This is a genomic window from Marinococcus halophilus, from assembly GCF_002265875.1.
Classification (GTDB): Bacteria; Bacillota; Bacilli; order Bacillales; family Marinococcaceae; genus Marinococcus; species Marinococcus halophilus.
Genome location: NZ_NPFA01000003.1, coordinates 61,466 through 87,792, shown reverse-complemented (window position 1 = coordinate 87,792; position 26,327 = coordinate 61,466). Strand labels below are relative to the sequence as shown.

The 26,327-nt window shown below is 47.1% G+C and carries 28 protein-coding genes and 5 tRNA genes; 24 read left to right on the top strand and 9 right to left on the bottom strand.

Annotated features, from left to right (window positions below; all coding sequences use genetic code 11):
* Positions 1 to 27 precede the first annotated feature (27 nt).
* Both CHL76_RS04385 and CHL76_RS04380 read left to right on the top strand, forming a co-directional pair.
* A complete protein-coding gene (locus CHL76_RS04385; RefSeq protein WP_079476830.1) occupies positions 28 to 888 on the top strand; it encodes a metal ABC transporter permease in 861 nt (286 codons plus the stop codon).
* The gene (locus tag CHL76_RS04380; protein WP_079476829.1) at positions 866 to 1,309 is read left to right on the top strand and encodes a Fur family transcriptional regulator; all 444 of its coding nucleotides are present in this window, start codon (positions 866 to 868) and stop codon (positions 1,307 to 1,309) included. The genes CHL76_RS04385 and CHL76_RS04380 overlap by 23 nt, the downstream gene beginning before the upstream one ends.
* Positions 1,310 to 1,388: 79 nt before the next feature.
* Here the strand turns inward: CHL76_RS04380 and ispG are convergent, their stop codons facing one another.
* Positions 1,389 to 2,516 (bottom strand): flavodoxin-dependent (E)-4-hydroxy-3-methylbut-2-enyl-diphosphate synthase, encoded by a 1,128-nt coding sequence (gene ispG, locus CHL76_RS04375; RefSeq protein WP_079476828.1) that lies wholly within the window; start codon positions 2,514 to 2,516, stop codon positions 1,389 to 1,391.
* 315 nt (positions 2,517 to 2,831) lie between these two features.
* On the opposite strand from ispG, the gene CHL76_RS04370 reads away from it, so the two are divergent.
* The 20 genes from CHL76_RS04370 (at position 2,832) to CHL76_RS04275 (ending at position 18,220) form a co-directional block, all read left to right on the top strand.
* Complete coding sequence (locus tag CHL76_RS04370) at positions 2,832 to 3,731, top strand: DUF1002 domain-containing protein (protein ID WP_094907958.1); 900 nt, start codon at positions 2,832 to 2,834, stop codon at positions 3,729 to 3,731.
* 197 nt (positions 3,732 to 3,928) lie between these two features.
* On the top strand, positions 3,929 to 4,576 hold the full coding sequence (locus tag CHL76_RS04365; RefSeq protein WP_079476826.1) for an NfeD family protein: 648 nt from the start codon (positions 3,929 to 3,931) through the stop codon (positions 4,574 to 4,576).
* A gap of 197 nt (positions 4,577 to 4,773) precedes the next feature.
* The gene (locus CHL76_RS04360; protein ID WP_094907957.1) at positions 4,774 to 6,405 is read left to right on the top strand and encodes a Na/Pi cotransporter family protein; all 1,632 of its coding nucleotides are present in this window, start codon (positions 4,774 to 4,776) and stop codon (positions 6,403 to 6,405) included.
* A gap of 95 nt (positions 6,406 to 6,500) precedes the next feature.
* Positions 6,501 to 6,983, top strand: coding sequence for a DUF456 domain-containing protein (locus CHL76_RS04355; RefSeq protein ID WP_079476824.1), 483 nt, complete (start codon positions 6,501 to 6,503; stop codon positions 6,981 to 6,983).
* A gap of 77 nt (positions 6,984 to 7,060) precedes the next feature.
* A tRNA-Asn gene (locus tag CHL76_RS04350) sits at positions 7,061 to 7,135 on the top strand.
* Between the two features lies 1 nt (position 7,136).
* Positions 7,137 to 7,213 (top strand) — tRNA-Met (locus CHL76_RS04345).
* A gap of 21 nt (positions 7,214 to 7,234) precedes the next feature.
* A tRNA-His gene (locus CHL76_RS04340) sits at positions 7,235 to 7,310 on the top strand.
* A gap of 24 nt (positions 7,311 to 7,334) precedes the next feature.
* Positions 7,335 to 7,411, top strand: a tRNA-Ile gene (locus CHL76_RS04335).
* 29 nt (positions 7,412 to 7,440) lie between these two features.
* A tRNA-Ser gene (locus CHL76_RS04330) sits at positions 7,441 to 7,533 on the top strand.
* A gap of 373 nt (positions 7,534 to 7,906) precedes the next feature.
* The gene (locus CHL76_RS04325) at positions 7,907 to 8,518 is read left to right on the top strand and encodes a superoxide dismutase (protein ID WP_079476823.1); all 612 of its coding nucleotides are present in this window, start codon (positions 7,907 to 7,909) and stop codon (positions 8,516 to 8,518) included.
* Between the two features lie 139 nt (positions 8,519 to 8,657).
* A complete protein-coding gene (locus CHL76_RS04320) occupies positions 8,658 to 10,769 on the top strand; it encodes a peptidoglycan D,D-transpeptidase FtsI family protein (protein WP_094907956.1) in 2,112 nt (703 codons plus the stop codon).
* A gap of 184 nt (positions 10,770 to 10,953) precedes the next feature.
* Complete coding sequence (gene rpmG, locus CHL76_RS04315; RefSeq protein ID WP_079476821.1) at positions 10,954 to 11,103, top strand: 50S ribosomal protein L33; 150 nt, start codon at positions 10,954 to 10,956, stop codon at positions 11,101 to 11,103.
* Between the two features lie 85 nt (positions 11,104 to 11,188).
* Entirely contained in the window at positions 11,189 to 11,752 is a 564-nt protein-coding gene (locus tag CHL76_RS04310) for a 5-formyltetrahydrofolate cyclo-ligase (RefSeq protein ID WP_158219065.1), read from the top strand.
* The gene (locus CHL76_RS04305) at positions 11,742 to 12,512 is read left to right on the top strand and encodes a DUF92 domain-containing protein (RefSeq protein WP_094907954.1); all 771 of its coding nucleotides are present in this window, start codon (positions 11,742 to 11,744) and stop codon (positions 12,510 to 12,512) included. The genes CHL76_RS04310 and CHL76_RS04305 overlap by 11 nt, the downstream gene beginning before the upstream one ends.
* Positions 12,513 to 12,567: 55 nt before the next feature.
* Positions 12,568 to 13,323: an HAD family hydrolase gene (locus CHL76_RS04300; protein ID WP_094907953.1), complete on the top strand. Its 756-nt coding sequence runs from the start codon at positions 12,568 to 12,570 to the stop codon at positions 13,321 to 13,323.
* Positions 13,316 to 14,497, top strand: a complete 1,182-nt coding sequence (locus CHL76_RS04295) for a rhomboid family intramembrane serine protease (protein WP_233133214.1) — start codon at positions 13,316 to 13,318, stop codon at positions 14,495 to 14,497. Before CHL76_RS04300 ends, CHL76_RS04295 begins: the two co-directional genes overlap by 8 nt.
* Positions 14,498 to 14,557: 60 nt before the next feature.
* Positions 14,558 to 14,746, top strand: coding sequence for a YqgQ family protein (locus tag CHL76_RS04290; protein WP_094907952.1), 189 nt, complete (start codon positions 14,558 to 14,560; stop codon positions 14,744 to 14,746).
* Positions 14,747 to 14,762: 16 nt separating this feature from the next.
* Positions 14,763 to 15,734 carry an ROK family glucokinase gene (locus CHL76_RS04285; RefSeq protein WP_094907951.1) on the top strand — a complete coding sequence of 324 codons (972 nt, stop codon included), beginning with the start codon at positions 14,763 to 14,765 and terminating at the stop codon, positions 15,732 to 15,734.
* Positions 15,735 to 15,770: 36 nt separating this feature from the next.
* Positions 15,771 to 17,189 (top strand): aspartate ammonia-lyase, encoded by a 1,419-nt coding sequence (gene aspA, locus CHL76_RS04280; protein WP_079476814.1) that lies wholly within the window; start codon positions 15,771 to 15,773, stop codon positions 17,187 to 17,189.
* 8 nt (positions 17,190 to 17,197) lie between these two features.
* On the top strand, positions 17,198 to 18,220 hold the full coding sequence (locus CHL76_RS04275; protein ID WP_094907950.1) for an MTH1187 family thiamine-binding protein: 1,023 nt from the start codon (positions 17,198 to 17,200) through the stop codon (positions 18,218 to 18,220).
* Positions 18,221 to 18,256: 36 nt separating this feature from the next.
* On the opposite strand, the gene CHL76_RS04270 is transcribed toward CHL76_RS04275, so the two are convergent.
* From CHL76_RS04270 to comGA, 8 genes are read right to left on the bottom strand one after another with little or no spacing between them, the layout of a single operon-like run.
* Positions 18,257 to 18,547, bottom strand: coding sequence for a hypothetical protein (locus CHL76_RS04270; protein ID WP_147041515.1), 291 nt, complete (start codon positions 18,545 to 18,547; stop codon positions 18,257 to 18,259).
* Positions 18,548 to 18,599: 52 nt separating this feature from the next.
* Entirely contained in the window at positions 18,600 to 19,034 is a 435-nt protein-coding gene (locus CHL76_RS04265) for a competence type IV pilus minor pilin ComGF (protein WP_186807350.1), read from the bottom strand.
* Positions 19,015 to 19,344, bottom strand: a complete 330-nt coding sequence (locus CHL76_RS16810) for a hypothetical protein (RefSeq protein ID WP_079476810.1) — start codon at positions 19,342 to 19,344, stop codon at positions 19,015 to 19,017. The genes CHL76_RS04265 and CHL76_RS16810 overlap by 20 nt, the downstream gene beginning before the upstream one ends.
* Positions 19,325 to 19,777, bottom strand: a complete 453-nt coding sequence (comGD, locus tag CHL76_RS04260) for a competence type IV pilus minor pilin ComGD (protein WP_094907947.1) — start codon at positions 19,775 to 19,777, stop codon at positions 19,325 to 19,327. The genes CHL76_RS16810 and comGD overlap by 20 nt, the downstream gene beginning before the upstream one ends.
* Positions 19,777 to 20,076, bottom strand: coding sequence for a competence type IV pilus major pilin ComGC (comGC, locus tag CHL76_RS04255; RefSeq protein ID WP_079476808.1), 300 nt, complete (start codon positions 20,074 to 20,076; stop codon positions 19,777 to 19,779). Before comGC ends, comGD begins: the two co-directional genes overlap by 1 nt.
* Complete coding sequence (locus CHL76_RS16960; RefSeq protein ID WP_158219063.1) at positions 20,069 to 20,221, bottom strand: hypothetical protein; 153 nt, start codon at positions 20,219 to 20,221, stop codon at positions 20,069 to 20,071. Before CHL76_RS16960 ends, comGC begins: the two co-directional genes overlap by 8 nt.
* Positions 20,222 to 20,237: 16 nt before the next feature.
* On the bottom strand, positions 20,238 to 21,278 hold the full coding sequence (comGB, locus tag CHL76_RS04250) for a competence type IV pilus assembly protein ComGB (RefSeq protein WP_094907946.1): 1,041 nt from the start codon (positions 21,276 to 21,278) through the stop codon (positions 20,238 to 20,240).
* Complete coding sequence (gene comGA / locus CHL76_RS04245; RefSeq protein WP_158219062.1) at positions 21,275 to 22,279, bottom strand: competence type IV pilus ATPase ComGA; 1,005 nt, start codon at positions 22,277 to 22,279, stop codon at positions 21,275 to 21,277. The genes comGB and comGA overlap by 4 nt, the downstream gene beginning before the upstream one ends.
* Before the next feature lie 307 nt (positions 22,280 to 22,586).
* Between comGA and CHL76_RS04240 the strand changes: the two genes are divergently transcribed.
* Both CHL76_RS04240 and cysI read left to right on the top strand, forming a co-directional pair.
* The gene (locus CHL76_RS04240; protein ID WP_094907944.1) at positions 22,587 to 24,440 is read left to right on the top strand and encodes an assimilatory sulfite reductase (NADPH) flavoprotein subunit; all 1,854 of its coding nucleotides are present in this window, start codon (positions 22,587 to 22,589) and stop codon (positions 24,438 to 24,440) included.
* A 27-nt stretch (positions 24,441 to 24,467) separates the two neighbouring features.
* Positions 24,468 to 26,186, top strand: coding sequence for an assimilatory sulfite reductase (NADPH) hemoprotein subunit (gene cysI, locus CHL76_RS04235; RefSeq protein ID WP_094907943.1), 1,719 nt, complete (start codon positions 24,468 to 24,470; stop codon positions 26,184 to 26,186).
* Positions 26,187 to 26,327 lie beyond the last annotated feature (141 nt).

Below are 26,327 nucleotides of genomic sequence, written 5' to 3'. Positions count from 1 at the left end.
TAAAATAAAGAATAGAGAGTGACGGCTATGTTTGATATTAATTTTGTGGAACGAAGCATTATAGCAGCGGTGTTAATTGGACTGACGGCACCTTTGATCGGTTCATTTTTAGTTGTGCGCCGCTCTTCGCTGATAGCAGATTCTCTCGCTCACGTCACCCTTACCGGAGTGACAGCCGGAGTGCTCGCCGGTAATCTTCAGGCTTTTTGGGAAATTAATCCTTTGTATACCGGTTTTTTATTTGCGTTTGCCGGGTCGCTGATTATCGAACGTGTACGTCATACCTACGGAGGATTTCAGGAGCTTGCCGCTCCGATTCTAATGGCAGCGGCGGTAGGGCTCAGCGCCCTGTTTATGTCCATATCTGCGGATGGGGTGACGGAGTGGTATGGCTACCTGTTTGGCAGTGTCGTTTCAGTGCAGATGGAAGACCTTTGGTTTATTGGGGTGATGACAGTTGTTGCTTTAGGGCTGCTTGCAGCGTTTGGGAGAGAGTTAATGTTTCTTTCCTTTGATGAAGAAATGGCGGCATCTGCTGGAATTCCGGTTAAAATATTCAATGTGCTGCTTGCTGTGCTGCTTGCAATTGTCATATCGGCATCCATGCAGGTTGTCGGCGTGCTGCTCGCAGGGGCTTTAATTACGCTTCCGGCAGCGGCTGCAATGCAGTGGGCCACTGGCTTTAAACGAATGCTTCTGATAGCTGTTATAATCGGGGAGATCTCTGTGGCAGCCGGGGCGGCCGGTTCCATCTTTTTTGGGGTTGCTTCCGGCGGCGGTACGGTGGTAACAGCTGCTTTTATACTTTTAGCCACTTTAATTCTTAGAGCATGGATTAACTGGAAAAGAAACAGGAGGCTTAAATATGAACGTCACCAAAGCGCTTAACATTATGAAAGAACAAGGGTTTAAATATACTGCGAAGCGCGAAGAACTGCTTCAGCTCTTTTCTGATGAAAAGCGCTACCTGACAGCGAAAGAGGTACTGCAGTCCCTGCAAAAAAATTACCCTGGAATGAGCGTGGATACTGTCTACCGAAACCTGGCCATATTTGAAGAAATGGATATTCTTGAAATGACCGAACTTGAAGGCGAAATGCATTTTCGTTTCTCCTGCTCAACGACGGCTCACCATCATCATCTTATCTGTCTTGAATGTGGAAAAACCAGAGAAATTGAAACGTGCCCGATGGACTGGCTGAATGAAAACGTCGACGGCGGTTTTGAAGTGACCGGTCATAAATTTGAGATTTACGGCCTGTGCGCTGAGTGCAAACGAGCAAAACAAAGAGAAGCAGCACCGGCATAAACGCTGGAGCTGCGATGATAACAATAAAAGCAAAAAAGAGGTCCACCCGCAACGGGTGGACCTCTTTTGCACGAGAAGCTTAGTTCGTCAGTTCCTTTTCTTTAGCTTCGCGTTCTTTTTCTGCCTCTTTAGCGTAGTGCTCTTCAGCAATTTTATCAACTTCAATTTTCAGTTCTTCCACCATGGTTTCTTCCGGAACCTTCCGGATGATTTCCCCGTGGCGGAAAAGAAGACCTTCGCCTTTTGCACCGGCAATACCGATATCGGCTTCTCTTGCCTCACCAGGGCCATTAACTGCGCAGCCGAGCACTGCTACTTTAATTGGGGCTTTAATTGTGGATATATACTCTTCGACATCGTTAGCAATACTAATCAGGTCAATTTCGATACGTCCGCAGGTAGGGCAGGAAATAAGTGTAGCGGCGTTCGACGCAAGGCCGAACGTTTTCAGAAGTTCGCGGCCTACTTTTACTTCCTCCACCGGATCGGCACTGAGAGAAATACGCAGTGTACTTCCGATGCCTTTACTTAGAATAGCGCCAAGGCCGGCCGAACTTTTAACCGTACCGGCGAACTGGGTGCCTGATTCAGTGATGCCCAAATGAAGCGGATAGCTGAAGGCTTGAGCTGCTTTTTCATAAGCTTCAATAGCAAGGTGCACGTCCGAAGCTTTCATTGAAACGATGATATCGTAAAAGCCGAGCTCTTCGAGAATGGAAATGTGGTAGAGAGCACTTTCAACCATTCCGTCTGCAGTTGGATACCCGTATTTATCAAGAATTCGTTTTTCGAGGGAGCCAGCGTTCACACCGATACGGATCGGAATGCCTTTGGCTTTGGCTGCTTCAACAACCTCTTCTACTTTTTCCCGCTTGCCGATGTTGCCAGGATTGATCCGGATTTTATCGGCGCCGCCCTCAATGGCTTTTAAAGCCATATTATAGTCGAAGTGGATATCGACCACGAGCGGAATATTGATACGCTGTTTAATTTTCGGAATTGCTTCAGCATCCTTCATCTGCGGGCATGCGACACGGACAATCTGGCATCCGGCTTCTTCAAGACGGTGGATTTCTGCGACGGTCGCTTCCACATCGTGGGTTTTTGTTGTGGTCATGCTTTGTACTACTACTTCATTGCTTCCACCGATCGTCACATTACCTACTTTGACTGCTCGGGTTTCGCTGCGGTGGGTTATTTGGCTCATGTATCCATTCGCCCCTTTATATTGGTGAATTTATTTCGTGCTTCTTCTAGTGCAACAACAATAGTTGACAGTGGTCTATAACACAACGTAATTGTATCAGTGGGCGTGTGCTCTTGGCAAGCAGTTGCTTCTAACGCAGTGAAATGAAATGCACTGCGCCGGCATTTTGTAAAATGATGAGAAACTAACGAAAGCGTGCGGGTAGTGTAACTTTTTTGCAAAGCTTACGACTATAGATGCGACGAATATAAATATATTGGTCAAAAAAGCATATGATTTGGAAATGAAAGGGCATAAGAAGGAGAGCTGATTATAATGAAGTGGTGGCAACAGACATTAGCAGCCGGGGTAGTTACGTTAGGGGCTCTCGGGGTAAGCCAGCAGGTGTCAGCGGACGCAGCGACAGGAGATGTAACAGTGACACTCGGCCAGGACCTTTCCTCGGAACAAAGAAGTTCTCTGCTCGAAGAGATGGAGGTAACCGAAGGGGAAGTCCCGGTGGTTGAAGTTACAAATGAAGAAGAGTATCAGTATCTTGGGGATTATTTAAGCAGTTCCGAAATTGGCTCGCGGGCATTATCTTCTGCAAAGATTACTGCGGCTGAAGACGGTGAAGGCATTGATATTGAAACGAATAAAATAGATACTGTTACAGAAGGGATGTATGCCAACGCGCTTGCCACAGCAGGAGTGGAGGATGCAGAGGTTTACGTAACAGCCCCGTTTAATGTATCCGGCACGGCCGCGCTGACAGGAATTTTAAAAGCCTACGAACAGCAGAACAATGTCAGCATATCTGAGGATCAAAAACAGGTGGCAAATGAAGAGATTGCCAAAACATCTGAGCTTGGCGAAGACATCGGCAAAGAAGAAGCAACAACACTGATCACAGAAATCAAGCAGGAGATTAATAACACTGAGATTAATAATACGGAAGACATCCGGATTATCGTACAGAATGTTTCCAGTGATATGAATATTGAGCTGAGCGAACAGCAGCAAGATGAGCTTGTTTCCTTATTCGACCGGATGCAGAACTTAAATATCGACTGGTCACAGATGGAAAACCAGCTGAATAAGGCTACCGAAAATATTGACAGCTTTATGAACAGCGAGGACACGCAGAACTTCCTTTCACGCATTGTCGCTTTCCTCGAACAAATGCTTGATTCCGTCCAGGGATGGTTCAACAGCGATTCCGGGGAATCGGCATAATATTGGATAAAAGAGAAGAGGCCGCTAGGGTCTCTTTTTTTATGGAAAGAAGACGCTTTCAGCTGACAACTGGCAGACGGAAGAGTTACAATATATGTGAAACGATACTGGCTGCTTACGCGTATATATGATTATCAAGCGCTTATGAAACGAATAGAGTAGGCAATATAAAAGCTTTGTGGAAGGGAGTATATACGATGGAATGGTTAGCGAACCCGAGTGTAGGATTTATTGTCGTTTTCCTTGGAACGATGTTTTTAATCTCCGAATTTCTGGTTAAGTCCAAAAGCTTATTTTTTATTCTGGGCACAGCCTTTATGGTCTTATTCTTTTCTTATCATCTTGAAGGGGCAGCCGGCATTTGGGTGCTGGTGCTGTATGCAGCGGGGCTTGGTCTGATTCTGCTTGACGGCAAGCTTATCGGAGATGGCACTGTCTCTATTGTAGGACTTCTGCTGATGGGGGTATCTATTGCAGTACCGACTCCTACCATTATTTACGGCGTACTCGTTATTTTCGGATTCCTGGCAGGAGCGATGGCAGCTATGTTTTTCCTGAAGGTTTTTCCGCGCCGGGATCTGTGGTCGAAGCTGATGCTTAAGGATAGTTTAACGAGCGATCTGGGCTACAATTCGATTAACCAGACGTACGGAGGGCTGGTCGGTAAAACGGGGACTACCGTTACTCCTTTCCGTCCGACTGGGACGATTGATATTGAGGGAGAACGTTACAGTGCGACAAGCGGCGATCAGTGGCTGAATGCCAACGAAGAAATTGAGGTAACCTCTGTGGACGGTACACGCATCCGGGTGAAGCGTCTCGATTCCGCAGTAAAAGAACAATAATTTCCATATAATAAAAGGTTGTAGATGAAAAAAGAGGAGGCTTTGGCTTGCTCTTTTTTTACGGCATAAAAACAAAAGTTAAATAACTTTGGAAAAAAGTAATATTTCCTTTACAAACCATTTAAATTACTTTAAAAATAGACTGGGCGCGGCAAAAAACTGCCAAAATTCATAAAGCGACTAAGGAGATGTAGAGTTTGGATATTCAAACGATTTTGTTTACTTTTTTTGGTGGTTTGGGGATATTCCTGTTTGGAATTAAATACATGGGGGATGGTCTGCAGAAGATTGCCGGTGACAGGCTTCGGGACCTTCTGGATAAATTCACCTCCAACCCGTTTATGGGCGTGCTGGTCGGTATTATCGTAACTATACTTATTCAATCAAGTTCAGGAACTACAGTACTTACAGTCGGCCTTGTAAGCGCCGGCTTTATGACGCTGCGCCAGGCGATTGGCGTTATTATGGGGGCAAACGTCGGGACAACGGTGACGGCGTTTATTATTGGGATCAAACTCGAAGAATACGCTCTTCCAATTATATTTATTGGTACAGTACTGATCTTTTTCTTTAAAAACAAAAAAATAAACAACATAGGACAAACTTTTTTCGGCTTTGGGGCCCTGTTCTTTGGGCTCTCACTTATGGGGGACGGAGTAGCACCGCTTGAAGAACTGCCGGCGTTTAACGATTTAACGATAAGCATGAGTAATAACCCGCTTTTAGGGTTGCTGGTAGGGGTCATCTTTACCGTCGGGCTGCAGAGCTCTTCGGCGACCATTGGCCTTCTTCAGGAATTGTACACGCAAAATGCAATATCGCTGGATGCTGCGCTTCCAATACTTTTTGGCGACAATATAGGTACGACTGTTACAGCGGTCATAGCAGCTATCGGCGCTTCCGTGGCAGCAAAGCGTACTGCGTTGACCCACGTCATCTTTAACCTGATCGGTGCAACAATTGTACTCATCCTGCTTGTGCCGTATACAGCATTTATCAGCTACCTGCAGGAAGCACTTAACTTAAATGAGCCAATGACGATTGCGTTCGCCCACGGAATTTTTAACATTTCAAACATGATTATCCAGCTGCCTTTTGTGGGCGTTTTGGCGTACATCGTTACCAAGCTGGTTCCTGGAAGCGATGAAGAAATTGAATACAAACCGAAACACTTGGATCCGAGCTTTATTTATCAATCCCCGGCGATTGCTTTAGACCAGGCGAAGCTTGAAACGCTCCGAATGGCAGATTACGCTGGAAGAGGTCTCAAGAAAAGCGAAAGCTATCTGGATACGAAAAACAAAAAGGACGCCGAGAAGATTGTTCGGTATGAAGAAGCGATCAATAACCTTGATAAAGACATTACGGAATATTTGATCGGCATTTCCGCCCGGTCTTTGTCTAAAGAAAATTCGCGCAAACACTCTGTCGTAATGGATACTGTCCGCGACATCGAGCGGGTGGGCGACCATATGGAAAACGTCATGGAGCTTGTCGACTATCAGCTGTCCAATAAAGTGACGCTTTCAGAGGAAGCATATAAAGATTTACATGAAATGTTCACACTGACGATCAGCACATTCACCCGCGCCGTTGAAGCGCTTGAAAAGGATGACTATGAAATTGCCCAGCAGGTGGCAAAACAGGAAGAAGACATCGATAAGATGGAACGGAAGCTGCGTAAAAAACACATTCTCCGTTTGAATGAGGGGCGCTGTTCCGGGTCTGCCGGTATTGTATTTGTCGATATGATCAGTAATCTCGAACGTATCGGCGACCATTCGGTGAATATAGCCGAAACAGTACTAGATGATCGGGAAGTTTCATAAGAAGAGAAGGAGGGAGGACACCTCCTTCTTTTTTGTGGCTGGTCCAAAGGGGACTAAGACTATAGAACAAAGTATATCTGTATAAGGAGGAAACTATGGAAATTATCTGGTATTTGCTTGGGTTCGCCTGCTACGTGCTGGCGCTTGTGGCAGTTATTTACCCGATTCTCCCGGGCGGGATATTTCATGCAGCTGCTGCTCTTTTGTTTGCACTCGGGTACGGGTTCACAGACATTGGCATTGCATACTGGATTATCCAGGCAGTGATCGCCGTGCTGTTGTTTGCCATTGATTACGTCGCTAACTATTATGGTATCCAGCGAAGCGGGGGAACGAAGTACGGCATTTGGGGAAGCCTGATCGGCCTGGTCGTCGGGCCGTTTATTATTCCGGTTGCTGGTATTCTGATTGGCGCACTTGCCGGAGCTGTCATCGGAGAATTAATTGGGGGCCAGAAGTCGTGGAAACAGCTTGGCAAAATTGGCGTTGGCTCTGTTGGGGGATTTATCGCAAGTGTTATTGTAAAGGGCGGTATATTGCTAGTGAACGCTATTTATATTATAATAATTCTTGTTTAAAAAGTGCGAAAATCTGTTTGACGCTTTTTAAGGGAAATGATATAGTAATTACTGTCGTAAAAACGGCAGTAACACATTCCGCAGTAGCTCAGTGGTAGAGCAATCGGCTGTTAACCGATTGGTCGCAGGTTCGAATCCTGCCTGCGGAGCCATGGCGGCGTAGCTCAGCTGGCTAGAGCGTACGGTTCATACCCGTGAGGTCGGGGGTTCGATCCCCTCCGCCGCTACCAATACATTTACATAAGCATACGGCGGTTGTGGCGAAGTGGTTAACGCACCGGATTGTGGTTCCGGCATTCGTGGGTTCAATTCCCATCAACCGCCCCATTTTTTTCTCTGGAATACTCTTAGGGACCCTTAGCTCAGTTGGTTAGAGCAGACGGCTCATAACCGTCCGGTCGTAGGTTCGAGTCCTACAGGGTCCACCACTTTAAAAACAGTGGATGAATATTCTCATGGAGGAATACCCAAGTACGGCTGAAGGGGACGGTCTCGAAAACCGTTAGGAGCTTTACGGCTCGCGAGGGTTCGAATCCCTCTTCCTCCGCCATTATTAAACTATGATTGTAAACACAAACGGATTTAATATAGACATCCACTAAACTTTTTCGGCAAAGCCGGGGAAGTTTTTTTGTTTGAAAGCCAGGTTGGTCCGGAAAAGGGACGATCGTGTATGCAGACATTTTTAAGCTTTTGATTTTCTGGTTTTCAGCAAACACTGCCGAATTTTTTATGTTTAAAGAAAAAGCAAAAGGGAATAATCAATCGTGGCAGGCTTTCTAGTTTGAATTAGCCAGAAAGCTGATTTGAAAAATAAGTATTGTTTTGGTAAAGTGAAAGTAGACTAAGTGTAATTTTGTATACTAAATTATTGCATAGTCACTTTGTACAAATCACCAGAACTTTCAAGGAGGGCATTTTGTATGAGTACACATCAACTACCAGATCTACCTTATGCACCAAACGCATTAGAGCCTCATATCGATGAGCAGACAATGAACATTCACCACGATAAACACCACAACACGTATGTAACAAAATTAAATTCAGCCTTGGAAAACCACAGCGATCTTCAAAACAAAAGCGTTGATGAACTGATCAGCGATTTGAACGCTGTACCTGAAGATATCCGTACCGCAGTAAGAAACAACGGCGGCGGCCATTCCAACCACTCCATTTTCTGGAAGCTTCTCAGCCCGAACGGCGGTGGAGAACCAACAGGCGAAGTGGCAGATGCCATTAAGAGCAAGTGGGGGAGCTTTGACAAATTTAAAGAAGAATTCGGCGCAACGGCTACCGGTCGTTTTGGCTCCGGCTGGGCATGGCTCGTCTTAAACAACGGTGAGCTTGAACTTATGGATACGCTCAACCAGGACTCCCCAGTTATGGAAGGGAAAACTCCTCTTCTCGGCCTGGACGTTTGGGAGCACGCTTATTACCTGAAATATCAAAACCGTCGCCCGGATTACGTAGCAGCATTCTGGAATGTTGTGAACTGGGACGAAGTTGAAAAGAATTATCAGGAAGCAAAATAATATTTCTGCAGAATCCGTTCCCATTTTCGGGAGCGGATTTTTTGTTTTGGCAGAAAGCAGAAGTTCGGCAGCAGCCTCTTTCTGTGCTATAATTAATAAGTGATCAGCAAACATATATACATTAAGAGAGGGATTGCGTGTGGCTTCTGGAAAAAATAAAAAACCTACCATTCCTTTTCGGCTGAACGTTCTTTTTTTCGCCGTTTTTATATTATTTTCTATATTGATTTTGCGGCTTGGGTACGTACAGATCGTTGAAGGTGATACATATGAAGAAGACGTAAATGAGACAGCATCCACTTCTGCAAGCCGCGTCGATGCCCCGCGAGGGATCATGTACGACCGAAATGGCACAGAGCTGGTGGGCAACAACCTTATTCTGACATTAACGTACACGAACCAGAGAAGCTACGAGGACGACGAACGTATTCAGACAGCTGAAGAGCTGGCTGAGCTGATTGAGTTTGATGAAGAAGAAACAGATCGCGATAGCATGCCCGAAAGAAATTTGCAGGACTACTGGCTTTTGACACGGGAAAATGAAGCGGATAAACTCGTTTCGGATAAAGAAGAGCAGCGGCTGATGGAAAACGGTAAAGATCCGTATGAAGTTCAGCTTGACCGGATTACAGACGAACAATTAAATGACATCAGTGACGAAGAACTGGAAGTGGTGGCCATCTGGAGTGAAATGATTTCTGGCTACTACGACTCTCCGCAGCGTGTGAAACGGGATTTAACAGAGGGAGAAGCCACTGCTATTAGTGCCCGCCTCGATGAGCTGGAGGGCGTGGATGTAACAAGAGACTTCAGGCGCGACTATCAGTACACAAAGGCGTTTCAAAGTCTGTATGGAAATGTAGGATCGATTCCTCAAGAAACGGTGTCTGAGTTTCTGGCCAAAGGATACCAGCGTTCCGATGAAGTAGGCCAGAGCTTTCTCGAAGAACATTATGAAGATACACTGAGAGGCAAAAAAGGAACCGTCAGTGGTGAAGACGATGAAGCAGAGGAAACGAGTAACGGAAGCCGCGGTAATGACCTGGTGCTATCGATTGACATGGATCTGCAGCGGGAAGTACAGACGATAATTGACGATCAGATGGGGCAGTCAGAGGGCTCATTTCCAAACGATCAGCAGGCGTACGTGACTGCGATCGACCCGAATACTGGAGAGATACTTGCCATAAATGGCTACGATGATCAGCTCGGGAATATAACGAACACGTATGAGATGGGTTCCACGATCAAGCCCGCGACAGGTATGATTGGTCTCCAGGAGGAAGTCATTACGGAAGACACGAAAATCAACGACAGGCCGATTGACCTTCCCGGTCCAGGGGGAAAAGTCAGCTCTTCTCATGAAATCGGCACGATAGATGTTGTCGGTGCTATTCAAGAATCCTCCAACGTGTTTATGTCTGAAATTGCAATGCGGCTGATGGATTACGAGTATGGAAGTAACGATGGTTTCAACAATCAAAAAGTGGACGAAGCATATGCGACGATGAGAGACTACTATCACCAGTTTGGCCTCGGGGTGGAGACAAGTGTCGATCTTCCATCAGAAGCTACCGGTTTAAATGCTGGTACACAGGTGCCAGGCAGCTTGTTATTTTTCTCCTTCGGCCAGCTTGATACGTACACGCCGCTGCAGCTGGCGCAGTATTCTGCGACTATTGCTTCGGACGGAAAACGGATGGAGCCGCACCTGGTAAAAGAAATTCGTGAACCTAACCGTAATACCGACGAGATGGGAGCAGTGCTCCACCAGTTTGAACCGAACATGCTGAACCAAGTTAATATTGACAAAGAATACTTTGATATCGCCCAGGAGGGCATGTATGACGTGGTAAACACCGAGCTTGGCACAGCGGACAGCTATTTTACCGATGTAAATATGGAAGTTGCCGGGAAAACTGGTACGGCTGAGCGCAGTGTGCGCAGGGAAAGCGATAATGAAGTAGTAGATGTTAACAACCAGACCTTTATTGCCTACGGGCCGTATGAAGACCCGGAGATTGCGATTGCGGTAGTTGTTCCTAATACTTATTCAAGTGATGAGGGCGGACGATCGGGTATTGCCAACAGCATTGCTGCCGATACGATGCAGGCCTATGAAAACCTTAAAGAAGAGCGCCCGGGGGCCGGCAGTGGTGAAGGTGACGCTGAAGAAGAAAACGGAGAAGAGAATGCGGAAGGCGAAGAAAATGCAGAGGGCGATGAAGCATCCGCGGACGAAGAACAGTAATCCTTTGGGAACAACAGCCGGAGGCTGAGCCTCACATTAATACCGTGTTTGCCTGATTTGCCGCTTTTAAGAAAAATCTTCTTAACTTTCCTTGGAAAAACTAACACCACAGACTTGAAGCACAAATAGGAATCTGATAGTATTACTAAGTATGAAAAATGTACGAAAGTAGGGAGGGAATCACATGCGTGTACAAATAACGCTTGCCTGCACAGAGACTGGTGACCGTAATTACATTACCAGCAAAAATAAACGCACGAACCCTGAGCGTATTGAATTGAACAAATATTCTCCTCGTTTAGGAAAGCACACTCTTCATCGCGAAACGAAATAAGCAGCAGGAGATTACATCTCCCAGCTGCTTTTTCTTTTGTCTTAAAGCAACGTATAAGGAAAAATAACGTGGAAGGGGGATGCAATTGAATAAACATAGGCTCCGCCAGAAGATAAACAGCTCGTACCAGGCCCTTTCCGGAAGCGAGCGTCTGAAGGCGGAAAAGAAAATTTACGAATATTTATTTCAATGGGACGGCTGGAAACAGGCGGATACGATCGCGGTAACGGTATCACTCAAAAATGAAATAAACACCGGACCAATCATTGAAACTGGCTGGCAGCAAGGAAAGCGGATATGTGTACCTAAAATAGATCCCGAACAGCGTGGAATGGAATTTTATGAAATTCAGAATTTCGGTGAGCTTGAACGCTCGATCGGCCAGATATACGAGCCTAAAAAAAGCGTCTGTGCCCTCGTTCCTCCGGAGCAGCTTGACCTTATTCTTGTGCCTGGTCTAGTGTTTAATAAAGAAGGCTATCGTATTGGATTTGGAGGCGGGTACTATGACCGTTTTCTAAACCGGGCGGATTTTTCCACGGCTGCCCTGATTCATACTTTTCAGCTTCAGGAGCATATTCCGGTAGAAGCGCACGATGTGCCGGTACAGACTCTGATCAGCAGTGACGGGCTTCTTCATGTGGGGTGAAACAGCACTGGGTCTAGTGTTCGCGCTGTTTTTACTCACCATTTGGCAAAAACGATCCCTAACGCTTTTCGGTACGATGTCAGCAGGGGTGCTTGGTACGCTTATCTACGTATGGACAAGTTGGCCGGGAACAGCGGCCCTGCTTATTTTTTTTATTAGTTCGACAGCCCTCTCACGCTTGAACAGGCAGGAAAAGGTCCAGCGGGACAGCTGGCAGGTATGGGCAAATGGGGGGCCGATGCTTTTATTTGCCGCCTTATACAGCGCAGTTCCGTGGGAGGGATTTTTGGCTGCTGCTGTTGGGGCAGTGGCGGCATCGAATGCGGATACGTGGGCTTCAGAGATCGGCCGGCGCTTCGGAGGCCGCCCCTTTCATATTCGCAGTCGAAAACAAACAGAAAATGGATGGTCCGGAGCGGTTTCAACAGTTGGAACACTGGGTGCCTGCGGGGGCGCCGCCCTTATAGGAGGGGCCGTCTTTTACTTATCTGAAGAGCTTGGGATGTTTATGCTTGTTTCCGTGTGTATCGCAGGAGCAGGAGGCTGCTTTATAGACACGTTTCTCGGAGCGTACGCAGAGCGGATAAACTGGTGCAGTGAATGTAAGTCTTACACAGAAGCAGAGGTTCATCACGGCAGAAAAACCATTTATGCTTCGGGCGTTTCATGGATGACCAATAACGCTGTGAATGCGCTAAGCTCTTTTGGCGGCGGGATGATAGTTACAGCATTGTACGCTGCCCTTCTTTTTTCCTTTTGATTTCGCCTTTTGCGGGAGGTTGCTATAATGGAAGGAAGAAAGGTGGCACAAGTACATGCGCTGGACAACAATTTGTTTCGATCTGGACAACACCCTTTATGATCACGAAAAAGCTTTTCAGAAAACAATCAAGGCTGTGTTTGTCTCCATCAGAAAGCAATTAAATAGCGAAGCCCCGTTTGTTCATGAAGACAGATGGTTCGAAGTGTTTAAATATCACTGCGATTTGTTTTGGCAGGAATACGAGGAAGGCAGTCTTACTCAGGAGCAGTACCGGATCAAGCGGTATGAAGAAACCATGCATGTGTTCAGACTTCCGAGTTCGGCCCGCGAAGCACTTAGCTTTCATCAGGAATACGAGCAGCGTCTGCCCGAATTCAGCGAACTATATGAGAGCGTACCTGATTTGTTGGAATCGCTCACAAAAAGCAACGTGCGCCTGGGGATTATTACCAATGGGTCGGAGGAGCTCCAAAAAGAAAAATTTTATCAGCTCGAGCTTGACCGCTGGATAGATCGCAGGCATCTTTTTATTTCGGAAACGGCTGAAGCCCCGAAGCCGAAGGCGGCTATTTTTGACGAAGCGCTGCAGCATTTGGGGAGCCGCAGAGAACAGGCGCTGTTTGTCGGAGACTCCTGGGACCATGATGTAAAGGGAGCGGAAAATGCAGGGTGGGAAGCCTTTTATGTAAACACCCGGGGGGAAGAAAACGATCATTCGTCGAAAACAGTAAGAAAGTTTAGCAATTTTAACAAAGCAGCCCTGTATTTAAAAGAAATAGCGGAAGAAGGACGGCGTTCGGATGTCTAAACGGGAAACGCACCAGTTTTGGAAATTTACAGAGCAGCTCATGGAAGAAGAATCGTTCCGCCTGATTGATGTCGGGCCCGACCGAAAACGTATATGGCTTCAGGGGGACGTGAACGGGCAGCCGTGGGTGGTACGCATGGCGCGCGTAGAATATGAACGCCTTGAACGGTTAGAAGAGGACAGGAGAGAGGCTGAAAAAAGCTTTCACGGCTGGAAGCGCAGGCTTGCCTTAAGGAAAGCAAAATTTGCCAATGTCTATATTACTTCGTATCCGCCCGCTGATATGGAAGCGCCAATGGAGAGCGGAGAACATGAAGCCTATTCCTTTTTGTTCGCCGACGACAATGGACGCGGCATAGCGGATCCGCCTTCGGCCGTCAGTACGTATTTAAAGACTAATGAATGGATATGGGGAGAGCTCGAAGAAGAGCTTGATCCCGAAGAGCATGAACAAAGAGCCTCTTTTTACCGCCGGCAGGCAGAGAACAAACAGCGGGAGCTTGAACAGCAGGATATGTCCTTTTTTTCCAGTGGAAAGCCAATTGTCACTTACACTGTCCTGGCATTACTGGCTGCGATTTTTTTAGTGCTGGAACGCGCTGGCAGCAGCATGAATATCAACACGCTTATTGAGCTGGGGGCGAAGTACAATCCGGGTATTGTCGAAGGAGAATGGTGGCGGCTGGTTACTGCTATGTTTCTTCATATTGGTTTTCTGCACTTATTTATGAACAGTCTGGCCCTGTTTTTTATTGGCGGTATCACAGAACGTATTTACGGCACAGGGCGGTTTATTATTATTTATTTTGCTGCTGGTGTATTCGCCTCTACGGTCAGCTTTGCTATGAACGAACAAGTCTCGGCAGGAGCAAGCGGAGCCATTTTTGGCTGTTTTGGCGCTCTTTTATATCTGGGACTGGCCCATCAGCGCCTGTTTTTCCGTACACTTGGCATGAATGTGCTTGTGATTCTCGGCATCAACCTGGCATTTGGATTTACCGTACAGGCAGTAGATAACGGGGCGCATATCGGTGGTCTTATTGGCGGGTTCATTGCTTCTGTGTTTGTGCACCTGCCGGGCCACCGCTGGCAGTTTGTGCGTATAGGAGCATTTGTGATGTTTATTTTAGCATTCGCCACCTTTTTCGTTATCGGCATGTACCGGTGGAGCTGAACAAAATACGTAGTAGAAAATTGCCTTTCGCTTGCTATAATGAAAGGAAGCAGGATAACGATGGAATCCATGACAGAAATCCGGACGTGGCTTCGTACGGTCGGAGCCTTCATTTATACAAAAAATCGTTTGATGGACTTAGATTTAATGGAAGAAGAAATCAAGGAAGCGTATCGTAACGGTCTTTTGGATGTCAGAATGTATCAGACTGCTTTATTGACGATAAAAAGAGAACGACGAATCGAGTAGGAAAAGGGGTAAACAAATGGCTGGAAAATATGTAATAGGAATCGATATCGGCGGCACTGCAGTGAAAATGGCTCTGTTCGATCAAAACGGCGGCATGGACCACAAATGGAGTATCAAGACGAGTAAGGAAGAAAACGGAAAATACGTGCTCGATGAAATAGCCGCATCCATTCAGCATGAGCTTCAAGAAAAGCACATCCCGTTGACGGAAGTCGCCGGCGCCGGCGCGGGGCTTCCGGGGTTTATTGACATAGAAAAGGGTATTATTGAATTTGCAACAAACATAGGCTGGAAAGACTATCCGGTCGCACGTATTCTTGAAGATAAGCTTGGATTCCCCGTAGCGCTCGACAACGATGCCAACCTGGCAGCCGCAGGGGAATATTGGAAAGGCGCCGGCACAGACGTCCAGAACATGATTTTTATTACCCTCGGTACGGGCGTTGGCGCGGGCATTGTGCTTAATGGGAATTTGGTGAACGGCAAAGACAACATGGCTGGGGAAGTTGGCCATGTGACCGTCAAACCAGAGGGAGGCCGGCTTTGTAACTGCGGGAAGCGTGGCTGCCTGGAAACTATCTCATCAGCCACGGGCATGGTCCGGGGGGCTCTGGAGCATATAGACGAAGCAGAGGGCTCTCCGATTTATGATGTGCATCAGCGCGGAGAAGAAATTACCACCAAGGACTTGTTCGCGTACGCGACATCCGCGGACCCTTATTGTGCCGGCGTGATTGATCATGCTATGTATTATTTAGGGCTTGCCGTCGGCAATATTGCCAACACCCTGAACCCCGAGCGGATCGTGATTGGAGGCGGGGTGGCAGCTGCCGGTGACGATTTACTGCATACGCTTCGTGCTCATTTTGATGTTTTCGCGCTCGACAAAGTAAAAAAAGGAACAAATTTTGTCATTGCGGACCTCGGGAACGACGCTGGCGTAGCGGGAGCCGCGTGGCTGGCGAAACAGCATTACATGAACGACTGAGACAGAAAAAACGATTGTTAAAAAGGGGCTAAAAACATGGAAAACTACCGTGTGGAACGTGACTTTTTAGGAGAAAAGAGAGTGCCTAAAGACGCTTATTACGGCATCCAGACGCTCAGGGCAAAAGAAAATTTTCCAATAACCGGGTACCCGCCGCACACGGAATTAATTAAAGGGTTTGGGTACGTTAAAAAAGCTGCGGCCACGGCGAATACAGAAGTCGGTTTTTTAAATGAATCAATTGCCGAGGCGATCATCGAAGCAGCAGATGAGGTCATTGAAGGCAAATTTGATGATCAATTTATCGTGGACTCTATTCAGGGCGGAGCAGGTACTTCCTTTAATATGAATGCAAACGAAGTCATCGCCAACCGAGCCATTGAAATACTCGGAGGCGAGAAAGGGGATTATCTGCGGGTCAGCCCGAACACTCACGTGAATATGGCCCAATCCACCAATGATTCCTTTCCGACCGCTATTCATATTTCAGCACTGCGCCTTTCCAGGGGTCTTGTAACTGCGCTTGATAACTTAATCGAGGCGATGGGCGAGAAAGAAGAAGAGTTTGACAATGTGATTAAAATGGGGCGAACACATCTGCAGGACGCAGTGCCTATCCGCCTCGGCCAGGAGTTCGGAGCCTACCGTAGGGTGCTTACAAGAGATCTGCGGCGAATTAAGCGTTCAGTGGATCATTTGTATGAAATTAACCTTGGGGCGACAGCTGTCGGTACAGGGCTTAATGCTATGCCTGAATATATCGGGCGTGTAGCAGAGATTCTTGCCGAGCATACTGGGATGCCTTTTTACAGCGCCACCGATCTGGTGGATGCAACGCAGAATACGGATTCCTACACTGAATTATCTGCGGCACTTAAAGTACATGCCATTAACCTTTCTAAAATGGCGAATGATCTCCGCCTGATGAGCTCTGGCCCGAGGACCGGCTTAAATGAAATCAACCTTCCTTCCCGACAGCCGGGGTCCTCAATTATGCCAGGAAAAGTGAACCCGGTAATGTGCGAATTAATTAACCAGATTTCTTTTCAGGTGATTGGGAACGATCATACAATCAGCCATGCCTCGGAAGCGGGCCAGCTTGAATTGAACGTAATGGAACCGGTCCTCGTATTTAATCTGCTTCAGTCGCTGTCTGTGCTGCAGAATGGCTTAAAGGTGTTTCAGGAATACACGATTGAAGGCATTACAGCCAACATTGACCACTGCCGGAACATGGTGGAGCGGAGCGTAGGCATTATTACAGCTATTAACCCGCATGTTGGGTACGAAACAGCAGCCCGCATCGCAAGAGAAGCCATCGAGACCGATCAGAGCGTACGCTCCATCTGCATCGAGCGGGGAATATTGTCGGAAGAAGAGCTTGATGAAATTCTGGATGCCAAAGAAATGACCAAGCCGGGGATCGCCGGTTCTAGATTCATGTACGGCGAGTAAAGGGCGGGATGAAAATCCGCGGGCTTTCTTATCAGCATGGAGTGCTTTTCTTTGGAGCTTCCTTTATTAGCAGAGCTTATATTGACAGGGAAGGAAAGATCCACAATGAGCTGCTTCCGCTTTCCCTGCGGTCTTACTTAAAGGTAATGACAGCAGTTGCAAGTGCCATGCCTGGGTGGTACAAGCTTGCAGCTGCGGCGTGGTTCACAGCCGCAGCCTTTCAACTGCTTCCGTTTTATACATTTCTGCTGTTTGCCATGGGAACACATTTTATTTTTCCGGAACAGCTTAAAAAGTTTCACGGGGCGGAACACAAAATTTTCAGCTTTTCGGGGGTCCCGCGAAAAAGCTCCTGGAGAAGAATCAAGCTTGCTTCAATTACAAATCCCCACTGCTCCACCAATATTGTGTTTATATACTTCATTTTGTTTCTTGTTATGGCGTCTCCGGTTTACATTGTTTCTTCTCCGGGAAATGTTTTTATAGCTGTCAGTGCCTATATATCACTGCCAATGGCTTTTGCGGCAGAAAAAGTGCTTCAACGGCACTTTGCAGGCAGCAGAAAAACATGGCTGAAGCCTTCGTATTGGCTTCAACGAAACATTACTTGTTCGGTGCCGGAGAAAGTACATGTTCAAACCGCAATTACGGCTTTTCGCACGCTGGCTGAACATGAATTTCCACACCGGCTCCGACGAAAACGAAAGGAGCAGTTATCTATGGCAATTGTTGATGTGACAGTCTCTCCTATAGACAAACAGGGGACTGGGATGTCGGACACCGTGGCAAAAATTCAGGACGTGCTCGAAAAGCATAACGATAAAATCGATATTGAAATGACACCGATGAGTACCCTTCTCGAAGGAAATATTGATGATCTGCTTCAGGCAGTCAGAGAGATACACGAGATCCCATTTCAGGAAGGCTACCAGCGGGTGTCAACAAATATCCGTATTGATGACCGCCGGGACGCAGAAGGAAAGCAAATGAAAAAGAAAATGGAGTCCGTGCAGAACGCAAGAAAACAATAGCACGAGAGTAAAGCCGGCAGAATTATTCTGCCGGCTTTACTTATGCTCTGTACGGGAGCGGGCTTCATAAATAGAAGATTTCCATTCTGTTGGGTAAACCACCTGTTTGGAAAACCCCATACGGTGGCGGGCCGTGAATTTAGTTTCGCCATGCCTGCTTTCTTCCCACTCCACGCTCCCCTCGGGCATGGAGAGGAGGCCGGCTTCGGAAGGAGCTTCAATATAAATATTTTCAGCATTCCGTATCATCCATTTCACATCCTGGGAGCCGAACTCTTCATTCTGCTGAAGCAGCTGAAGCTTTAAAAGCCCCGCAGCCAGTATCATGAATAAAAAGACAAACAGAAGAAAGAAGATGGTGGAAGGAAGGATAAAGCCTTCACGCAGGGCGGAGTTTCTCTTTGGCTGTATGGTAGGAAAGAAAGGTTCGGATCGGCTGTCCATTATTTAAGATCACCTCCACATCTGCGCCGTAATCCCCGGCCTCAACAAAAAAAGCAGAGGCTCCCTGAAGCATAATTTCAAACCCTTCATTATCTACTCGGCGTATCACCCGGCCTTCTGACATGAAATATTCGTACGTGTTTTCATGGGCTTCAATGTAGAATCGCTGTTCTTCATACCTTAGTGTGTGAGCGGTCTGCATATCCTCTTCCATTTGCTGAACAAATAAACGCGCTTCAGTATCAGGCGCAGGGACGTCGGTTAAAAGCAGGCTGCTGAATTTTGCGGCGGCGAGAGCCCAGAGGCTGAACAGTATAAGCGTAATAATCATCTCAGGAAGCGTGATGCCTTTATTGTTTCGGAAGTACATAGACACACTGCTCGTTTCTCGTGTCTTCGATGGAAGTACACACGTTATAGCCTTTTTTGTGTACTTTAATATGAACATGGATTTTTCCTTTCGTATAGGCAGCAGGGGCGACAGCAGCAGAAGCAGACTGGTGAATACGCCCTGCTTCCTTTTCCATCACGTACAGCTGCTCGTAATACAGCTGCTGGCTGCCCCAGGTTTTGTAAGTTTGATGAAGCAGGGGAAGTGTAAGTAAAAACACAGCGAATAGAAGTGAGAGAGCGCTGACGGCTTCGATCAGGGTAAAGCCATTACGGGGATTTCTCAACACGAAGCCGCCCCCTTCCGATTTGAAAGATAAAACGGTACGACTGGGACGGGCCGTGGAGAATTATGGTCCCTGGTTTTTTAATAGCGCCATTTCCATTATAGGATATCTCTTCGAAGAAAATCTTGGAGGTGGTAGGCGAAAAAAACCCTTCGGGGATGGTCCGGTGGATGTATAGTTTGTTGCGGTCGTTGCCTCTAAGAATATAATAGTTCTCCTCCTGGTTCCACTCCATGCGGGTGGAGGTGTTATAGGAGTACGCATAGTGCTGGCTGTAAACGAGGTCCGCCTCCAGCTGCTTGACGAAGTGATCTTCACGTGCACTCTCGTATGCTGACGAGAAATGAATAAGCGGCACGGCAGCAAGTACGCTGAAAATAAGCAGTACTGCGATAGCTTCCGGGAAGGTATAGCCCCGTGAACAGAAAAAAGACATCAGGATCCTTTACTTACAGCTCCGTTACTGTAAACGAGCGGGGTATTGTCCGGGCAGGTAATAGTTTCTACATAATCAGCCTCCACAAGGTCCTGCAGGGAAGAGGGTTCACTACCATACTCCACTTCGTATGCTGCGGCCTGGGTTTCTAAAAGCTGAATAGTGGCATCGCATCCTTTAGACTGGGCAACCTGATTGTTTGTACCGATATTTGGGATCGCAATTAAAAGAAGCACGGTAATAATAAGCAGCACAATCAGCATTTCCACCATGGTGAAACCTTTACTGTCTTTAAACATAGTTTTTTTCCTTTCTGGAGGCCCGGGATTGGCGAAGCAGCTGAAGTAAAGAAGCGATGTCTTCTTCTTTATGGTTTTCAAGATCCGTCAAGCGTTTTTCAAGAACCAAAAGTCGTTCAAAAAAATAATCGTGAGGTATTTGCATAAATAGTCGCTCCTTTTTATTGTATAGAAGTAATCATGTGGTACATAGGCAAAAATACGGCAGCAAAAAGACTTAAAATTAGAATGCCGACGGAAAAGAAAAGAATAGGCTGGGCGGCCATGGTCAACCGCTGGATGCTCGTTTCGAGTTTATGCTGCGTTTGGCTGCTGTATTGTACAAGCACCTTGCCAAGAGATCCAGTGGACTGCCCGTATTGAACCGCCTGCCTAAGGCTTTCGAGATACCAGGGAGGCCGGAACGTTTCTGCCAGAGGAGTCCCGGAAGTAAGCAATTGCTCGAGGCGCCCTCCTTCTTCCTGAAACAACGGAGAGTGTGCCTGATTTTTTAAGACAAGACAGCTTTCGGCAAGAGAGAGGCCATTTAATAGTAGGTAGCCGAACTGCTCGGCAAAAGAGGAGGTAGTCCTCATAGCAATAAAAGGGCGGAGAAACGGCACCCTTGACCAAAAAAGAATCCGTGTAGAAGCAGGCTTTAGCCGGACAGCAAAAGCGTAAAACAGCCCGAACCCCGCCAGCAGAATAAAAATGGATACAAAAAATACAGGGGCAAAGGAAATCATTTTCATCATCATTCTGGTATAAAAGGGGAGGTCCATGCTCAGCTGTTCAAACAGCTCGAGAAACTGGGGGAAAAGATAGCGCACAAAAACATAAGCGAGAACAATCAGGAGCCACAGAAGAAACATTGGATAATACAAAACTTTACGAAAGCTGCTCCATGCTTCCAGCCGGTTCATAAAATGGCTGCCTGCTGCAGCTAATCCTTCGGAAAGACGTCCGGACTGTTCTGCAAAATAAACAAAAGCAGCAATGTCGGAGGGGAAATGGTGGTCAAGTAAAAGCTGATGCAGTTCCCGGCCGCTTCGAAGGTGTCTTCGTATGCTTCGAAGAGAGTCAGTGACGAAAGCAGGCTGTTCCCAGGAAAGCATTTGAATGGATTGATCCAGATGATAGCCGCTGCCAAGCAGTTCACCTAGCTGCTGAAGAAACAGTGCTTTCGCTTCCGGCTTCCAGTTCTTTTTTGACAGCCGGCTCATAAAGGAGCCTCTGAAAAGGTTTCTTTACCAAATAAGCCGAGCGCGTATCCTCGTTTCAACTGGTCATTCATTCGGGAGAAATCGAGTGGTTGATCGGAATGAAGCATGGAATGAATATCTGGACGTGTGGAAAAATCAAATAACGCTAGTCGCCTGGGAGCGGAAAGAGAAGAAGTGGAAACGAGCCGTTGGTGGGCGATGAAGGTAATAGTTTCAAACAAATCTGTTTTTGAGAGCCCAAGGTCGAGCAATCTGCGGAGCACCCCGAACGTACTGCCGGCATGCAGAGTAGTGAGCACCAGATGGCCGGTGAGCGCCGCCCGCAGTGCCAGATGTGCTGTTTCCCCGTCCCGGATCTCCCCTATCATAATTACATCCGGGTCATGCCGCATGGAAGCTTTCAGCAGAGAAGCATAGGTCAGGTCGGCTTTATCATTGACTTCGGTTTGGATGCAGCCGGGAAGACGAAGTTCGACAGGGTCTTCGATCGTGATGATACGCTGTGGCTGGGTGGAAAGCAGATGTTCAAGCATAGCGTAAAGAGTAGTAGATTTTCCCGAGCCTGTGGCACCGGTTAAAAGAACCAGCCCTTTACGGGAAGCAAGCACGTTTTCGAATGAGCGGGTAGTGTGGGAAGTTAAAAACAGCTGTGGAAAGGTATAGTGAAAGGTTTGCGGAAGCAGCCGGATAGAAAAGCTTTCCATACGTTCTGAAGGCATGGTAGAAAGGCGAAGGTGTACTGGAGGATGAAGCGAGCGGTACGTAAGAGAGCCGTCCTGCGGACGTCTTCGTTCACCGATATCCATACCGGCTCTGAATTTCAAATGGGTAATGAGCCTGTGTGCGAAAGCCGCTGAATAAGTGTCTGAAAGCTCGAGACGTCCGTGAATACGAAAATATAGAGAAGCTTCTGCATAAGACGGCAGCAGATGAATATCCGATGCCCCTGCAGCTATTGCCTGCTGCACCAACTGCCGTGTAAACGATTCGATATTGGTCAAGGCCTCACCTTCTTTCTGAAAAGTAATTTTATTATATGGTAAAACTGCGCAATAATCTACCATTTTTTTCAAGTAAATAATTTTTTAAAGCGAACGTAACGGACTTAGGGGTATGATAGAATATAAAAGACTGCTCATTATTCCCTTAAGGATTTAAAACCGACTTGACACATAAGAATTATACGGATAAAATTGAGCGTAATAAAATGACCAGTTTATACACATGGATAAAATAAAGACAGAGAAAAAATTATTTTGTCCTTAGAATGATAAGATTGCAGTTAAATTTATTTGTGAGGTGGAGAGAGTGCAATTGCAGGTTACCAATAGTCCTTTTAGCCAGGAGCAGGTAGATTTACTGAACCAGCTCCTGCCAACATTAACAGAAAATCAGAAAATTTGGTTAAGTGGGTATTTAGCTTCCCAGGCGAGCGCGGGAGCAGCACCGGCAACAGCTGAAGCACCTGCTGTCCAAGAAACACCGGCACAGCAGGCCGAACAGGCCGAAACGGCTTCCAAAGAAGTAACTATTCTATTTGGCTCTCAGACTGGAAACGGCCAAATGATAGCCGAAGACAGCTCGAGAAGGCTGAAGGACCATGGATATAATGTAACCGTAAGTTCGATGGACGATTTTAAGACAAAAAATATGAAAAAGATTGAAAACCTTTTGGTTATTGTAAGTACACACGGAGAAGGCGATCCACCGGATAACGCTCTTTCCTTTTATGAGTTCCTGCACGGACGTAAAGCTCCGAAACTTGAAGATGCACGCTTTTCTGTGCTTGCACTCGGTGATACTTCTTATGAACATTTCTGCCAGACAGGTAAAGATCTGGATCAGCGGATCGAAAACCTTGGAGGTGCTCGTCTGTATCCGAGAGTAGATTGTGATGTTGATTTTGACGACGATGCTGAAGAATGGATCCAGGGGGTTCTATCAAGCCTGAATGAGCTTCAGGAAGAAACAGCACAGGCAGCAGCGGCCCCTGCAGGAGCAGCCGCACCAACTGCTCCGACTGCAGAGCAGCCGGCATATTCAAGGACAAATCCGTTTCGGGCCGAAATTTTGGAGAACATTAATTTAAACGGCAGAGGATCCGCAAAGGAAACCCGCCACGTAGAGCTATCGCTTGAAGGCTCAGGTTTAACCTTTGAACCAGGGGACAGCCTCGGCATGTTCCCGGAAAACGATCCGCTTCTGGTGGACCAGCTAATCCGTGAAATGGACTGGAACCCGGAAGAAACGGTAGTATTGAACAAGCAGGGAGATATTCGTTCGCTTCGGGAAGCACTCCTCTCTCATTTTGAAATTACAGTATTAACGAAACCACTGCTCGAAAAAATGAGCAAACTGACAAATAACGAAAAGCTTCAGGAACTCCTGGAAACAGGACAGGCTGATGAGCTGCGCACGTACCTTGAAGGACGCGACCTGTTAGATTTATTAAAGGATTATGGACCGTGGCAGGGGGGAGCTGCCGACGTGGTGGGTAATCTGAGGAAAATACCGCCTCGCCTGTACTCCATTGCAAGCAGCCCATCTGCCAATCCGGATGAAGTGCATTTAACGGTAGGCGCAGTTCGCTACGATGCCCACGGGAGGCCACGCACTGGCGTTTGTTCTGGACAGTGTGCAGAACGCACAGAGCCGGGGGATACGCTCCCTATTTACATTCAGCACAACCCGAATTTCAAGCTTCCGGAGAACCCGTCTGCCCCTGTGATCATGGTAGGGCCCGGAACTGGAATCGCGCCATTCCGTTCATTTGTTGAAGAGCGGGAGGAAGTGGAAGCGGACGGAAAATCCTGGCTGTTTTTCGGAGACCAGCATTTCCGGACCGATTTTCTCTATCAGACAGAATGGCAGCAGTGGCTTGAAGACGGTTCCTTATCCAAAATGGATGTAGCCTTCTCGAGAGACAATGAAGAAAAAGTATACGTTCAGCACCGGATTCTTGAAAACAGTGGAGAGGTGTACCAGTGGCTGCAGGATGGCGCGTTCCTATACATCTGCGGTGATGAAAAGCGGATGGCCCATGACGTACATGAAGCTCTCGTGACCGTGCTTGAAAATGAAGGAAATATGACCCATGAAGAAGCTGAAGCGTACATGCTCGATCTTCAGCAGCAAAAACGCTACCAGCGTGACGTATATTAATAACTACCGGGGAGGAATTAAACGCATATGTCAGAATACACTAGCTTAAAAAACATTCAAGATGCCCCGTTAAATGGCATGGAGCACTTGAAAAAAGACAGTAACTTCTTACGCGGTACGCTTGTTAAAACAATGGCAAATCCTATCACTGCAAGCATTCCTGAAGCAGATGGAAAGCTGATGAAGTTTCACGGAAGCTATATGCAGGATGACCGGGACCTGCGCAACGAGCGCCGCCAGCAAAAGCTTGAACCCGCATACCAGTTTATGCTCCGCGTACGTTTGCCGGCAGGCGTCATTACACCGGAACAGTGGCTCACAATGGACGAAGTGTCGCATAAATACGGCAACGGCACTCTCCGGCTCACTACCCGGCAGACGTTTCAAATGCACGGGATTCTCAAATGGAATATGAAAAAGAATCTGCAGGAAATTAATGCAGCCATGATGGATTCGATCGCCGCCTGTGGAGACGTTAACAGAAACGTTATGTGTAACGTGAACCCGCATCAATCTGATGTGCATGAAGAAGTATATGAATATTCCAAACAGATCAGCGACCATTTGCTGCCGCGCACCACGGCCTATCATGAAATTTGGCTTGATGAAGAAAAAGTGGCGGACAGTAAAGAAGTAGTTGAACCCATCTACGGCGAAACGTATCTGCCGAGAAAATTCAAGATCGGCGTAGCAGTGCCCCCGTCCAATGATATTGATGTTTTCTCCCAGGACATCGGATACATTGCCATTGTGGAAAATGGGGAGTTGCAGGGCTTTAACGTCTCCGTTGGCGGCGGCATGGGGATGACGCATGGTGAGCCGGATACGTACCCGCAGCTTGGGCGTGTGATCGGCTTTGTGCCAAAAGAAGAAGTGGTGAATGCTTCCGAGAAGCTGCTGACGATCCAGCGCGACTACGGCAACCGTTCCAACCGGAAAAATGCCCGGTTCAAATATACGATTGACCGTTACGGGGTTGAATGGCTGAAAAGCGAATTGAACGAGCGTCTCGGCTATGAAGTAGAGGCCGCCCGTCCATATGAGTTCGAAAGCAACGGGGACGAGTATGGATGGGTTAAAGGCAATGACGGTAAATGGCATTTTACCCTGTTTATCGAAAATGGGAGAATCAAGGATCAGGAGAACTATCAATTAATGACCGGCCTTCGTGAAATAGCCAAAATTCACACCGGTGATTTTCGAATGACACCGAACCAGAATGTGGTTATTTCTGATATTACGAGCCATAAAAAACGGCAGATCAATAAATTGATTGAGGATTATGGCCTTACAGATGGAAAACACTATTCTGCTCTCCGCCGGAATTCTATGGCCTGTGTGGCTTTCCCGACCTGTGGACTCGCGATGGCAGAAGCCGAGCGTTACCTTCCGTCCTTGGTCGATAAACTTGAAGTGATGCTTGAGGAGCAGGGCCTGCGGGATGAAGATGTTATAATCCGCATGACGGGCTGTCCAAATGGCTGTGCCCGTTCTGCGCTTGGGGAAATCGGCTTTATCGGAAAAGCTCCCGGTAAATATAACATGTATTTAGGAGCAAGCTTTAACGGAGACCGCCTTAGCAAGCTTTATCGGGAAAATATCGGGGAAGAAGAGATACTAAGCGAGCTTGAACCAATGTTTGCCCGTTTTGCCAAAGAGAGGTATGAAGGAGAGCATTTTGGGGATTTCGTTATCCGCGCAAATTATATTGAAGCAACTACTGACGGCACAAATTTTCATGACTGATAAAAACGGGGGCAGCTTACGCTGCTCCTGTTTTTTATGAAATTAAAAAGATATTTTCCGGCAGCAGCTTTTAGTTTCAGGGTTGTATCCTGTTTCTATGTGCCATAAGATGAACTATAGTGCGATGAGGCAATTATGAGC